Below are 12,962 nucleotides of genomic sequence, written 5' to 3'. Positions count from 1 at the left end.
GCGGTTCGTCCTTGGGTTACGGCAGTTTGGGGTATAACGGCTTGAGCGGGCCGCCGAGCTGGCTGTAGTTGTCGACGTCGCCGTCTTCGCTGTCATACAGCTGACGCGCCAGGCGGTTGTCCGGGGCGCGTTGCAGGAACGGGATCAACCAGGCCAGCTTGTACGGCGCGACATCGGTCTGTGACTGGCCCTTGAGTTCCGGCAGGTTGTCGGGGTCAAGGATGCTGCGCGCGGCAAAGTTGGCCAGCAGTTCCAGGGTTTGCTGATCCTCGCTGCTCCAGGGCAGGTGGTTGGCCCGCGCCGACTCGGCCAGCAGCACCAACGGCACCAGGGCATACTGGCTGTAGGTCGCGGCCAGTTTGCTGCGCGCTACTTCCAGCGGCAGGTAGGCATAGCTGCCGTCGCTGCTACGCACGGCCTGCTGCAGGCCTCGGCGCAGGTTGCCGTCGGCCCAGTGGATGAAGTCGTCGCGCTGCACCAGCATGCCGGTCGCGGCGACTGCCCAGGCGGCCCAATGGTCATGGTTGTTGAACCAGGTGAAGTCCGGCGTCTGGCGCGGCTGGTACTCACGGATGACCAGCTCGCCAAGGCGCTCGAACCAGGCGTTTTGGGCGGGCGAGAGCTTAACCTTGCCATTGCTCGCCGCCTGGGTCAGCAGCAGGTTCGAGGCCATGGCGGCGACCGCCCATTTACGTGCGGCCATGCCGGTGCTGCTGGCGTCGGGGTTGAGCAGCGCGCCCGCCTGGGCCCAGCGCTCCAGCCACTGGTCCTGGCAGGCCAGGGCCATGTTGGCTTCTTGTGGGGTTTTGGCCCGCAGGAAGCGTTTGTTGGCGTAAATCAGCCCACCGATGAACGCTTTGACCTGCTTGCCGACCTTTTCCGTGCCAGCGTCCGGGTCGCTGCGCAAGGTCGATTTGCTGGCGTCGCTCTGGTCGTACTTGCTCTGCAGTTGCAGGTTGCCGGTGTAGGGCGGTGGCGGCTCTTTACTGCAGGCCAGGCTGCGGTAGTCGGCAATCATCGCCGACTGCGCGGTGGCCTGAGCCGGCCAGATCGAGCTGGCGGCCAGGCTACTGCCCAGGTGCAGCGCGGCGCACAGGCCAAGCCCGGCGACGCTCCAGCGTTTTACAGGCATAGTCGGGTTTCCACTTCAGTGGCAGCAGTGCCGGGTTTGGTGGGTTCAAGAAACACCGAGAGCAGGTTGGCGCCGGCGAATTCCTTGGCCTTGCTCAGTTCCAGGTAGTACTGCCCGCCGGTGACGGCTGCTTCGCGGCGGAACCAGACCTTGTCGCGGGCGCCGTTGTCGTAATAGACGATGACGTAGAAATCCTTGACGTTCTTGTCGCTGATCTTGATGTCCAGAAAGCCCTGGCCACTGCTGAGGTTCTTGCGTGCCTCACCGGCATTGCTGAGCAACTCGATGCGGTCACTGACCTTCAAGGCCGGGCGCTGCACGTGGTTGCCGAGCACTGCGGTAGAGGTCGAGCAACCGCCTTTGATCGCCGGAATCAGTTGCCGATACATGGGTTCGGATTCTAGCTGATAGTTGGCGGGCAACTCCCAGATGATCAGCTTGGGCGGCGCCTTGGGCTTGTAGTTGTCCGAGAGCAGGTATTCCAGCAGCGAGCCATCCTGGCCAACGCCTGGCAGGGCGTAGTTGAGGATGTCCACTTCCAGGTACTGCTTGAGGTAGCCGTCGAAGTTGAACTGCTTGCTCTCGTCCTCACGGGCGGCCGAGTTACTGTCACCGACCAGAATCACCTCTGGGTCCGGTGCTTCGTCGAACAGTGCGTTGGCGTCGTCGGCCATGGGGATGGTCTGGTAGCCACGCACGTACTGGAAGCCATAGTTGTTGCCGCAGATATAGCTCATCGCCAGGTTCAGGGTGCCGTCCTTGGGCACCATGACGCCAGGTTCAGTGCGGTACTGCTTTTTGCTCAGTTCGGCATAGAACGGTTGCCGGCGCACCTCGTCGGCCAGCAAGCGTGCAGTTGCCTCGGCACCACTGGGGGTCCAGTGGTGGTCACGACGAAAGAAGTACTCGCCCTTGGGCGGGGTGTGCACCAGTTGCATCATGTCGGGTACCACTGCGCCGGCACTGCGCAACTGTTGCAGGTAGCTGCTCAGGTTGCCGCTGGCCCGGGCGAAGTCGAAGCCATGCAGTTGGTCGGGATAGAGCTTGTCGCGGTGCATCAGCCCACGGGTGGGCTGGATCGCCATGGCGACATGGATACCTTGTTGGCGGAACGCAGCCATCAGCCGGGCAAACTCTGGACGCATCGGCGCCGGGATACCGAAATCGTTGGTCAGGTCGACCATCGAGCGGAACAGCCAGCGGTTTTTGCCCGGGACAATTTCACGCATCAGCTTCATGCGCCCTTCGGCGTACTTCTGCGGGTCGCTCAGGGCGGGGCAGGTCATGCACTCAAGGCTCTCGCAGGCAGCACGTTTGCCGGTTTCAGTTGCCGTGGCGGGCAGGCTGAAGCAGGCAAGGGCGGCGACAAGGCCCAGGGGGAGTAAAGTCTTCATGTGCGCGATTCATCATCCTGTTGAACAAGGGCAGTGGTCATTCACTCGCTGGGGTCAATGCTGTTGGCCAGGCTCAGGCTGCGGTAGCCGCTGCCTTGAGGCAGCAGCACGTAGCTGTAGGAGCGACCTTTCTTCAGGAACAGTTCCTCGAACCTGGCCACGTTCTGTTCCTCGACATAGGCGGCGAAGCCGATCTTGATTTCGTTGACCATGCGGCTGCCGGTCTGGTCCTTGCCCAGCGGGTCGATGATCACGTGCTTGCCGTCGACGGTTTTCAACGCCGCCTTGGCCGGCGTCAGGTTGTAGAAGGCGACCTGGGCCTTCTTCGGTTCGTTGACGTATTTGTCGGCAATCAGGGTGAGGCTTTTGCCGTCATAGACCACGGTACTGGCGGCGTTCTTGATCAATTGCGGTTCGATCGACTTGCTGCCGACCGCGATCTTGTGTGTACCGGCAGGGGTGAAACGGTAGCCGCTGAGTTGCCCGGGGGCGACCTTTTGCGGGGTTACCTTGCCGCTCAGGGTCACCTCGATGTTGCTGTTGCTCAGGTTCAATACCCGAACAAAGGCCGAGTCGGCCGGGGCCACGGCGTCATACAGGTCGGCGTTGCCTTCGGCGGCGATAACAATCGGCGCGTTGAGTACGCCAAGGGCCAGAGCGCTGGCGGCCAGGAACTGCTGCAAGGTACGGGTCATGGGGATCTTCCTTTAAAAGTGTTGGGGCTGGGCGGGGCGGCTCAGTGAACCGATCCGGTGGGCAAGCAGGGTGCGCAGCGGGAACTCCCAGACCACGGTGTCGATCTGGGGATTGGCCAGTTGGTCGCTCTGCAGGAATTGGCTCATGGCCTCGAATGGCCCGCGGGCCTCGACGGCGACACTGAGCAGGTCGCGGTTCAGTGCTTCCTTGAGGAAACCGACGAAGTTCCAGTCATCGATCTTGCTGTAGCTGGTGCCGACCAGCAGCAGGCTCTGGTGCTCCTCGGCGAACAGCTCATCGGCGTTCTGACTGGCCTTGAGGGTTTCGTAGACAGCGATCGAATTGGCACCGAACTGCGGAGCCAGGGGGCTTTGCCCGAACTGGATGTAGTTCATCAAATCGCCCTTGACGATTTTTTCCGCCACCTTGTTCGACACGTAACGTTCGTCACCGAGCAACTCAGGCCGTTGGCGGGCCAGTTCATAAGCGGCCAGGCGGGCGCCTTCCGGGCTCCAGTGGGTGTCGGACTTGAGGAACAGTTCTGGCCCTTCCAGGTGCTGCAGAAAGCTTGAACGCACCGGGGTGACGGCGATTTGTCGTGCCTGGAGCTGGCCGACGAAACGGTCATACAGGCTCACTACCCGAGGGTCGAAGGGGTGTTGGGTGTGGGCCGCATAGATGTCCAGCTTCATGGGCAACGGCAGTACGATCAGCTGCTTGTTGTGCTGTTTGAGTTGCTGCTCGACCGCGGCAATCTGTGCCAGTTGCCCCTCAATGTTGGCGTCCAGGTCGTTGGGTACGCGGTACTCCTGGTTGGTGTAGAGCCAGCCATCCTTGCCCAGCACCACACCTTTGGTGCCTTCGCCAAACAGTTGGTACTGGGCGTTGGCCCACAGTGCTACCGAGGGTTCGCGCAGGAAGAAACGCTTGTCGTAGGCCTGCTCGAACTTGCGCAGCAACTTGCCGTCGACGAACAGCGTCCAGGCGTCGCTCTGGTTTTTTGCGAAACTGAAAACGGGCGGTAGCGAGTAGATGAACATGCCCGCCAACACCAGGCAGAACAGAATGCCGTTGACCTTGCTTGCCGAGTTGAACACCGGGTACATGGCAGTCTCCTAGAACTGGAAGTACAGGAAGGGCGAGAAGGAATGCGCCGCCAGGCTGCTCAGCGCCAGGCCGAACCCGCACCACAGCAGCACGGCCTTGAGGCCGCCGACGTGGCGCATGAAGTAGTGCTCCTTGTTGCCGGCGTAGTAGCGCACGTTGTTGCTCCCGGCCAGGATCAGCCAGCACAGCGCCACGGCGGCGAAGGACATGGCCATCTTCGACGCGCCGAGGACGTACAGCTCCAGTGAGCCGAGGCCGTTGAAGCCGAACAGTGCCTGGTAGATGGCCAGGCTATGGCGCAGGTCGTTGGTGAAAAACAGCGGCATGCTGAGGATGATCAACAACGCCGTGCGCAGGTTGCGGCCCAGGTGGTAGGGCGTGGTGATCTTGGTCGCCAGGTCGAATTTGCGCTCGATCACCATGCCGAAACCGAAGAACAGCCCCCAGCAGATGAACGCGAAGCTGGCACCGTGCCAAAGGCCCGACAGCAGCATGGTGTAGACCAGTGCGGGCAGGGCTCCGGCAATGCGTTTGCGTACCAGCGGCATGTACACGTAGTCACGCAGGAAGTGCGCCAGGGTCATGTGCCAGCGGGCCCAGAACTCGGTGATGCTCTGCGAGACGTAGGGCTGGTTGAAGTTCTCCGGAAAACGAAAGCCCATCATCAGGGCCAGGCCCAGGGCCATATGGCTGTAGCCAGCGAAGTCGAAGTACAGCTGCAGGGTCGAGATCACCAGGCCGAACCAGGCATCGCTCAATTGCAGGGTGCCTTCGCTGACGAACAGCACGTTGATCGGCGCCAGTTGGTCGGCGATCAGTACTTTCATGATGAAACCGAGCATGAACCGGCACACGCCCAGCGAGAACAGCTCCAGCGAATGGGTCCGCTGGCGCAGTTGTGGGGCCAATTGGCTGTAGCGCAGGATCGGCCCGGCAACCAGGTGAGGGAACAGTGCAACGAACGCAGCAAAGTCGATGAAGTTGTTGGTCGGCGTGGCGTCCTTGCGGTAAATGTCGACGATGTAGCTCAGGGCATGGAACACATAGAAGGAGATGCCCAGCGGCAGGAAAATCGTCTCCAGGGTAAAGGTATTGATGCCCAGCGGTGCGAGCAGGGCGGCCAGCACTTCGGCGCCGAAGTTGGCGTACTTGAAGTAGCCCAGGGTCGACAGGTTGCCGATGATGCCGATCCACAACAGACGAAACGCCCAGCGTTTGTCGCCGGCATCCAGGCGCGCCTTGATGCGCAGGCCGAACCAGTAGTTCCAGTAGGTAATGGCGACGAACAACAGCAGAAAGTCCGGGCGCCACCAGGCGTAGAAGATGTAGCTGGCGGCCACGATCACCGTTGAACGCCACTGCGGCCGGGCAAGGAAGTACACGGCCAGGAACAGCGGCAGGTAAAGGAACAGAAAGACGTTGGAGGCGAAGATCATCTCGGGGCCCGTCCTTAGTAGCTGATCACGACGCCGAGCGTCAGCTGATAGTCATCGCCGGTGTCCAGCGCGTTACCTGCATTCAGGTAGCTGGCGCTGACCAGGGTGTTGACGTCCAGGTGTTTGCCGTCGATGGCCACGGGAAACATTTTCCAGTAGTAGTTCAGGTCGAGCATCTGCCCGACGGTCTTGCCACCGGTATGGGTGCCTTGGGTGATGGCCTGATTACGCGCACTGCGCTGATCACCGTCGATGCGGATCGGCAGGGTGCCTTCGGCGTCGCGCAGCTTGAGCTCGGTGAGCCTCAGGTCCAGGGCGCTGCGTGGGGTTGGCTGGGTTTCCAGGGCAAAGCCGTAGTAACTGAGGTTGCGCAGGTCCAGGCTGACGAACGAACTGGTCAGACGGGTGCTATAGGAGCCTTGGCGGGTGATACGGTCAGACTGGATGGTGTTCAGGCGAAAGCCGTCGTTATCATCGCAGGGCTTGTCGGTCAGGCCACCGCGCAATGCCAGGCGCGGGGTCCAGGGCAGGTCGTGGAAGCGCTTGCCAATCTCGCCCAGCGCCGCCCAGCCACGGGTACTGTTGCCGGTGCTGGTAATACCATTGCCGTCGGTGTTGTCGATCTTGCCATCAAGCCCGGCCAGCTCCAGGTGGTAGTCGCTGAACAGCGGGCTGACCTGCAAGTCATCGGCCTTGAAGAATAGCCCGTAGCGCATGCCCTTGAAGTCGTAGCGGTCTTCAGGGTCGTGGCCGCTGTGGTCGTCCTCATGCATCAGGCGCACGCCCGCCCAGTTACGCTCGCTCCAGCGGTAGGCATACTCACCCATCAGGTAGGTGGTGCGCTCTTCGCTGTCGGCCAGGGTGTTGACGTCACTGTTGTAGTTGTAGAACTTCTGCGCCACGGCGAGGAAGCCATGGGAAAAGGTGTCGTTGTAGTTGAAACGCAACGACTCAAGGCTGTCATCCCACCAGATCCCGTAGTCGTCAAAGTAGCGCTGGCGGCCTGCCGACAGTGAAAAACGCGGGTCGTCACCCAGCAGGTTGCGTTTGACGTAGAGCTCGCGCAGCTCGGCGTACCAGCCTTCGGGCTGCTCGCGGCCGAAGCTGTTGGCGTTTTCATTCTGCACGCTGATTGCCTGGCTGGAGTCATAGTCCAGCCACAGGCGGCCGTAGACCTGCCACTTGGCCCAGCGCTTTTCCGGTGAGTACCAGGCGAACGAGGGCTCGTAGCGCAGGCTGTAGAACATCTCGCGACTGCGGCCGACCTGGGAGTTTTCCGGGCCGTAGCCGGTTTGCACGGTGAGCTTGTTGAAGAACTCGGAGGTAATCACCGGCTCGCTGCCATCGCTGGCGGCAACCCGTACCGGTTCACTGCTGTCGGCTTCCGGGCCGGTGATTTCTTCGGCGGCCAAGGCTGCGTAAACAGGGGTCAGGGCGAGCAGGGCGCCGAACAGGGAATGGTGCGCTTTCACAGGGTAGCCTCCTTCAACAGATCGTTACGGGCCACCAGGGCGCGTTCGATGTCATCCTTTTTCAGGGTTTTTTCCAGGCGTTTGAGCAGGCTGCGGGCGCCGTTTTCGCCCAGGTCCAGAGCGACCCGTGCATAGGTGTAGGCCTTGACCGGGTCATGACAGATCGCCCGGCCATACGCATGCAGGGTCGCCATGCGGTACCAGGCCGCGGTGGAGCCGTCTTGTGCCTGTTGCTGGAAAATCGCCAGGGCTTTTTCCTGGTCGGGCTCGTCCTCGACGCCCTTGCTGTAGTACTCGCCAAGCAGCAGTTGGGCATCGGGGTAGTGGCTGGCGATCAGTTCATCGATCAGTGCACGGGCTTTGTCCGGGTCGAGGGTGAGCCAGTTGTTGACCATGTAGAACGAGGCTTGCAGTGCCTTGGCCCGGGTTGGCTCCCGGGTCTTTACCTGGTCGATCAGGCTTTGGGTTTCCTCGGCGTTGTGCTCGGTCGGGTTGGAAATCATGTAGTTGGCCTTGGACACCATTGCCGGGACGAAACCGCGCTCCACCGCGTTGTCACGCCAGCGGTGAGCTTCCGCGGTGGCAAGATCAAGGGCTTCGGCCTCGGCCTTTTCCTGGGCCAGTTGCTGTGGGCTCGGTTGGGCTTTGTCCGGGCCCATGCCGTTGGCCTGGCGCTCGTAGCGGTCGGCGTCCTGTTCGGCGCGGCGCACGCTGGTGATGCTGTCGAGCAGCGAACCGATACGGTGAACGATGTCCACCGGCAGTTGCGGCCGCTCGGCCTCCAGGGTTCGGGCGAAGGCCGGGAAGGCCGTGTCCTGATCCTCGCCAAGGAAGCGGTAATAGCGGTCGATGGCCCGTATGTCGGTCCGCACCGCCTGTTGATAGCCTCGCTCGGCCGCGGCACGATCGCCCTGGCGCTCGGCCAGAACAGCGCGGTACAACGCCGGGCGGCAGTTGAGCAGGCACGACTGCTCATACAGGCCAAGCACCTGCGCCGCTTCATGGGTTGGCACCAGTTCCGGGTACACCAGGAACACTTCCAGGGTTGTGCTGGCGTTACGCGGGTCGAGGTTGCTCGGGTAGCGCGTCAGCGCCTGTTCAACCCAGGCGCGCTGGCCCTGGCGCAGGCTCGGGCTGCGGTCGAGCAGGCGCGCCAGTGAAGCCAGCGCCGGGACCAGCCCGCGCCCGTCGGCAAAGGCTTCGCGGTACAGACGAATCACTTCCTGGCGGCTGGCACCTTCACTGCTCGACAACAGGTCGCCCAGCAACAGCTTGGACGCCAGGTCACCACGCTCGGCCAGCACGCGCAGATCAGCCGTGACCTCGGCGCTGGGGTCTTTGTACAGCGCATAGCGGATTTGCTCCAGGCTCTGCCCGGCCAACGCCGGGGCAGTGCAGGCCAGGGCGCCGAGCAGCAACCAGGTGGGCGTCATCGGTTTCATCGCTCGGCCCTTAGCGCGACAGCGACGGCAGACCGAGGAACAGGTCTACTGACACCGGTTTCAGATAGGCCTGGGCTGGCAAGCGCGTGTCCGGACGGATCGTCAGGGCCAGGTTCTTGTTCAGCTCATCCACCCGCGAGTCCACCACCGTGCCGGTGAAGCGCTCGTCGAGGCCGAACACCTGCAGGTCGACCGAGGTCACCCGGGAGATGTCGGCGAGCTTGTCGAACGGCACGTTGGCGGTGACGAACAGGTCTTCGTTTTTCGGCAGCAGGTGCATGAGTGGCGCCTGCTTGTAGCCGAAGCCGTCCAATGGCTTGCTTGGGAAGTACACCTGGCAGTCGCACGGGCTGTTGATCACGGTTTCGATGGTGGCGCGACCGAGCAGGGTTTGCAGGTCGCCGGGCGACAGGTCGGCGACTGCCTTCATGTCGGCCGGGCTGGTAAAGCTGGTCGCCAGTTGCGTTGAAATGCTCGCCACCGGCTCGCCGGCCTTGACCTCGGTCTGCCCCGGTTGCAGCAGGAACTTCACATAGCCGTTGTCGGGCATGCTGATGACCTGGGCATTGGCCGACACCTGGGCTTGCAGCGCCGGGATGCGAAACAGCAGCAGGTAGCTCTTGTAGGCAACAAAGCTCAGCGCGGCGATCCCGGCGGCGGTGTAAAGCAGGGTGCCGGTCATGGCCTTGAGGCGGTCGCCGGCCGAACGCGCGCTGGCATAGGTGTGCTTGCGTTCCTTGATGTAGTTCTCGCGTTGCATCACGTTGAACAGGCCATTGATGTCGGCGATTTCGCCGGACATGTAGGCGGTGATGATGTAGCGCAGGATGTCGCGCTTCTGGGTATCGAGGTCGACGAACTGTGCGCCGACCTCCTGGCCGCGCTGGGACACGATCTTGACCTTGCTGTCGATATTCAGGTCGATCTGATTCAGTCGCAGCTTGATCGAGGCGTTGTACAGGCTGCCGATCTTCAGCGGGTCTGCATGAACCAGGCCGATACCGCCCAGGGAAATGTCCTGCAGCGTGCTCTCGAATGAGGGTTGGCCCGTTGCGCTGAGCAGGACCCGGGCATTGAGTTTGGTGCGCACGTACTGACGTTCGTCGATCGCTTCATGGACCACATTGGCCGGTACTGTTGGGGTGCTGGAGCTACTCATGACAGGCGCCTTTCCTTAACGTTGCGTGAGTTCGAGAAGAACCGAGATGACCCCGAAGAAGATCGCGATGGAGGAACACAGCATCGCTTTGGAGGACCAGCGGTTCAGGGCTGCATCGAAGTTGACGCTGCCGTTGCTTAATGTGGTTTTTTGTCGGGTCCAGCGCTGTTGGTCCATGTGGAACATTGCGTAAACCTTCATCACCGAGCCGACGATCTGGTTGTAATAAAGAACGAACGGGTACACCGGGCTGACCGGGTGCCCGGCAAACAGGAACATCACCGTGACCAGGGTGCGCGACAGCAGCACCCAGAACAGGTACACCAGCAGGTACTGGATGCCGAACACCAGGCCGGCCACCACCGATGCAGTCAGGCCCATCAGGCATGTCCACATCGATACCCGCTGATCCAGCAGCACATACAGGGTGAACAGCCCCAGTCGCGCTCGCCCGAGCAGGTGGGTGGCGCGGAAGTTCTGCCGCAGCGAGTTGCCGTACCAGCGGAACATCAACTGCCGGGTTGCACGCCAGAAGCTGTTGTCTGGCGGATGCTCCACGGTCAGGGTGTTGCTGTCGGGCACATAGAAGGTGTCCCAACCCGCACGCATCAGGCTCAACCAGGATGACTTGTCGTCACCGGTGAGGAACTGGAAGCGGCCCAGGCGCCAGTGTTCGAGGAAGTCGGCTTCGACATCCCTGATGAACTCGGGGTCGGTCATCACACTGGCACGGAAGAACGACAGCCGCCCGGTCAGGGTCAGCACGCGGTGCGACAGGGCCATCGAGCACATGTTGATGTGCCGTTGAACAAAACGCATCGAGTGCCATTCGCGCATCAGGCGGCTGCCTTCGACCTCGCAGAACTCGTTGGTGGTCAGGCCGCCGACATTGGGCAGGTAGGCAAACAGCTTGACCGCACGTTCGACACAGCCGGGCAGCATCATGGTGTCGCCATCGACCACGCCGACCACCGAGTCTTCCATGGGCATCTGCCGCGACAGTGCGCGAAAGGCATGCGCCAGGCCATCACGCTTTCCGGTGCCGCGGGCGCGGACGATAACCAGCTTGATGTCGTCGCGGCCCTTGACCTCGTTACGCATGATGTCCTTGATGAAGTGCTCGTCGCCTTTCTCGACGATCGAGGCGATGACCGTGCACGGTACCTTGAGCCGCTGCACTTCCTGGAATACCGACTGGTAGACCTTGAAGGTGGTATGGGTCGGGATACGGAAACTGGTGACCACCATGAACATGTGGGCTGGCAGTGCTGCATCGCCCATGCGCTCGACGGCCTTGCGAATACGTGGAAACTTCCAGTGCAGGAAGTACATGCCGCGCAGGTAATGGACAATGGCGTTGCCATAGCGCCACATGCCCAGAGTGCCGATGATGAAAATGAACAGGTGGTGATTGGGGTCCAGGTATTGCGGTGCAACCATTTCCGAGACCAGCGCGACCAAGCCGAACAGGCAGGCCCAGGCGCAGAAGCGTGCGCTTGCCCTGAGCATGCCTGAGTGACCCGCAGGTTGGCCTGACTGTCGTTCCATGTGTTCGTCTCTCCTTGATGGTGGCGGCGCCTGCCGGCGACACGGCTGCACGTCGCCGTCCCGCGAGGCGGGCGGACGATGGCAGGTCGTGTCAGTTGATGGCGGGTGCCGGCTGCTCTCTTGGCGGAGCGTTCAGGCTTACCAGCAGATCCCTTCACGGGAAGCGTCACTGGTATGCGGCATGAAGCCGACCAGATCGACGATCTGCTTGTTGTCGTTGCGCTCCAGCGCCAGGGCGAAACGGTTGTCGTTGTTACCGAGCACGATCACATCCGAGTCGTCGATGACCTGTTGCAAGTCGTTGCAGAGCAGTGAGGAGACGTGCGGGATTTTCCCTTCGATGTAATCGCGGTTGGCGCCGAATACCCGCGCGTACTCCACGTTGGCGTCGTAGATGCGCAGGTCATAACCTTTGCCGATCAGCATTTCGGCCAGCTCTACCAGCGGGCTCTCGCGCAGGTCGTCACTGCCAGCCTTGAAGCTCAAGCCGAGCAGACCGATACGACGTTTGTCGAAACCGGTCACCAGGTCGAATGCGTTCTGCACCTGGCTGCGGTTACTGGCCATGATCGAGGCAAGCAGTGGGTGTTCGACGTCCAACTGGCCGGCGCGGTAGGTGAGGGCGCGAACATCCTTGGGCAGGCACGAGCCACCGAAGGCAAAGCCGGGGCGCAGGTAATAGCGTGACAGATTGAGTTTGTGGTCCTGGCAGACCACATCCATCACTTCACGGCCGTCGACGCCCGAGGCCTTGGCAATGTTACCGATCTCATTGGCGAAGCTGACCTTGGTCGCATGCCAGACGTTGCAGGTGTACTTGATCATTTCGGCGACTTCGATCGACTTGCGAATCACCGGTGCGTCCAGGCCCTCGTAGAGCGATTGCAGCAGCTCGCCAGACTGGCTGTCGAGCTCTCCGATGACGGTCATCGCCGGGAAGTCGTAGTCGTTGATCGCCGTACTTTCGCGGAGGAACTCCGGGTTCACCGCGACGCCGAAGTCGACACCGGCACGTTTGCCTGACGTGGCTTCAAGCAGCGGGATCACCACATTCTTCACTGTTCCGGGCAGCACGGTGCTGCGTACCACGACGGTGTGCCGCGAGGGCTTGTCACGCAGCGCTTCACCGATCTGGCGACACACGGCCTCCATGTAGACCAGGTCCAGGTCGCCGTTCTTCTTGCTCGGGGTACCAACGCAGAGCAGTGACAGGTCGGTTTCCAGAACTGCGGCCTGAACATCGGTCGTGCCACGCAGCAGCCCTTTGCGCAGGCCCTCTTGCAGCAATGCCTCAAGGCCAGGCTCAACGATGGGTGACTGGCCTTGGTTGATCATCTCGATCTTGGCCTCGGAGATATCGACACCGATCACCTGATGTCCGCGTGCCGAAAGGCAACCGGCACAGACAGCCCCAACATAACCCAATCCAAAAATACTGATATGCATAGTTCCCTCTCTCCCGGTTCATCGACTGATCCGGGATCGTTAGTTAGGGAAATTCTTATATGGACGCCTCCCGGAGCTCAATAGGTAGCCATGCTGGCGCGTAGGTAGGAGCAGTCTTATATCCGGCCTG

Annotated in this window: 10 protein-coding genes; all 10 read right to left on the bottom strand. The window is 61.6% G+C overall.

Annotated features, from left to right (window positions below):
* Positions 1-16: 16 nt before the first annotated feature.
* Positions 17-1,132: a polysaccharide lyase gene (locus CYD26_RS20025; protein ID WP_102053425.1), complete on the bottom strand. Its 1,116-nt coding sequence runs from the start codon at positions 1,130-1,132 to the stop codon at positions 17-19.
* Positions 1,123-2,526, bottom strand: coding sequence for an alginate biosynthesis protein AlgX (locus CYD26_RS20020; protein WP_065760784.1), 1,404 nt, complete (start codon positions 2,524-2,526; stop codon positions 1,123-1,125). Before CYD26_RS20020 ends, CYD26_RS20025 begins: the two co-directional genes overlap by 10 nt.
* Positions 2,527-2,567: 41 nt before the next feature.
* Complete coding sequence (locus CYD26_RS20015) at positions 2,568-3,221, bottom strand: alginate O-acetyltransferase AlgF (protein ID WP_102053424.1); 654 nt, start codon at positions 3,219-3,221, stop codon at positions 2,568-2,570.
* A gap of 12 nt (positions 3,222-3,233) precedes the next feature.
* Positions 3,234-4,328 carry an alginate O-acetyltransferase gene (locus CYD26_RS20010; RefSeq protein ID WP_102053423.1) on the bottom strand — a complete coding sequence of 365 codons (1,095 nt, stop codon included), beginning with the start codon at positions 4,326-4,328 and terminating at the stop codon, positions 3,234-3,236.
* Positions 4,329-4,337: 9 nt separating this feature from the next.
* Positions 4,338-5,765, bottom strand: a complete 1,428-nt coding sequence (locus CYD26_RS20005) for an MBOAT family protein (protein ID WP_102053422.1) — start codon at positions 5,763-5,765, stop codon at positions 4,338-4,340.
* Positions 5,766-5,779: 14 nt separating this feature from the next.
* Entirely contained in the window at positions 5,780-7,237 is a 1,458-nt protein-coding gene (locus tag CYD26_RS20000; RefSeq protein WP_102053421.1) for an alginate export family protein, read from the bottom strand.
* Entirely contained in the window at positions 7,234-8,679 is a 1,446-nt protein-coding gene (locus CYD26_RS19995) for a tetratricopeptide repeat protein (protein WP_065760789.1), read from the bottom strand. The genes CYD26_RS20000 and CYD26_RS19995 overlap by 4 nt, the downstream gene beginning before the upstream one ends.
* A 10-nt stretch (positions 8,680-8,689) precedes the next feature.
* Complete coding sequence (locus tag CYD26_RS19990; protein ID WP_065760790.1) at positions 8,690-9,838, bottom strand: PilZ domain-containing protein; 1,149 nt, start codon at positions 9,836-9,838, stop codon at positions 8,690-8,692.
* A 15-nt stretch (positions 9,839-9,853) separates the two neighbouring features.
* The gene (locus CYD26_RS19985; protein WP_102053444.1) at positions 9,854-11,347 is read right to left on the bottom strand and encodes a glycosyltransferase; all 1,494 of its coding nucleotides are present in this window, start codon (positions 11,345-11,347) and stop codon (positions 9,854-9,856) included.
* Between the two features lie 177 nt (positions 11,348-11,524).
* On the bottom strand, positions 11,525-12,832 hold the full coding sequence (locus tag CYD26_RS19980; protein ID WP_102053420.1) for a nucleotide sugar dehydrogenase: 1,308 nt from the start codon (positions 12,830-12,832) through the stop codon (positions 11,525-11,527).
* Positions 12,833-12,962: the final 130 nt, after the last annotated feature.

The organism is Pseudomonas sp. FFUP_PS_473, assembly GCF_002858665.1.
Lineage (GTDB): Bacteria > Pseudomonadota > Gammaproteobacteria > Pseudomonadales > Pseudomonadaceae > Aquipseudomonas > Aquipseudomonas defluvii.
Note: the sequence above shows the minus strand (reverse complement) of the source record. Positions and strands in the feature narration are given on the sequence as shown.

Coding starts and splice junctions, on each gene's coding strand:
- CYD26_RS20015 (WP_102053424.1), bottom strand. CDS start 3,221: ATGACCCGTACCTTGCAGCAGTTCCTGGCCGCCAGCGCTCTGGCCCTT.
- CYD26_RS19985 (WP_102053444.1), bottom strand. CDS start 11,347: ATGCTCAGGGCAAGCGCACGCTTCTGCGCCTGGGCCTGCCTGTTCGGC.
- CYD26_RS20025 (WP_102053425.1), bottom strand. CDS start 1,132: ATGCCTGTAAAACGCTGGAGCGTCGCCGGGCTTGGCCTGTGCGCCGCG.
- CYD26_RS19995 (WP_065760789.1), bottom strand. CDS start 8,679: ATGAAACCGATGACGCCCACCTGGTTGCTGCTCGGCGCCCTGGCCTGC.
- CYD26_RS19990 (WP_065760790.1), bottom strand. CDS start 9,838: ATGAGTAGCTCCAGCACCCCAACAGTACCGGCCAATGTGGTCCATGAA.
- CYD26_RS19980 (WP_102053420.1), bottom strand. CDS start 12,832: ATGCATATCAGTATTTTTGGATTGGGTTATGTTGGGGCTGTCTGTGCC.
- CYD26_RS20010 (WP_102053423.1), bottom strand. CDS start 4,328: ATGTACCCGGTGTTCAACTCGGCAAGCAAGGTCAACGGCATTCTGTTC.
- CYD26_RS20005 (WP_102053422.1), bottom strand. CDS start 5,765: ATGATCTTCGCCTCCAACGTCTTTCTGTTCCTTTACCTGCCGCTGTTC.
- CYD26_RS20020 (WP_065760784.1), bottom strand. CDS start 2,526: ATGAAGACTTTACTCCCCCTGGGCCTTGTCGCCGCCCTTGCCTGCTTC.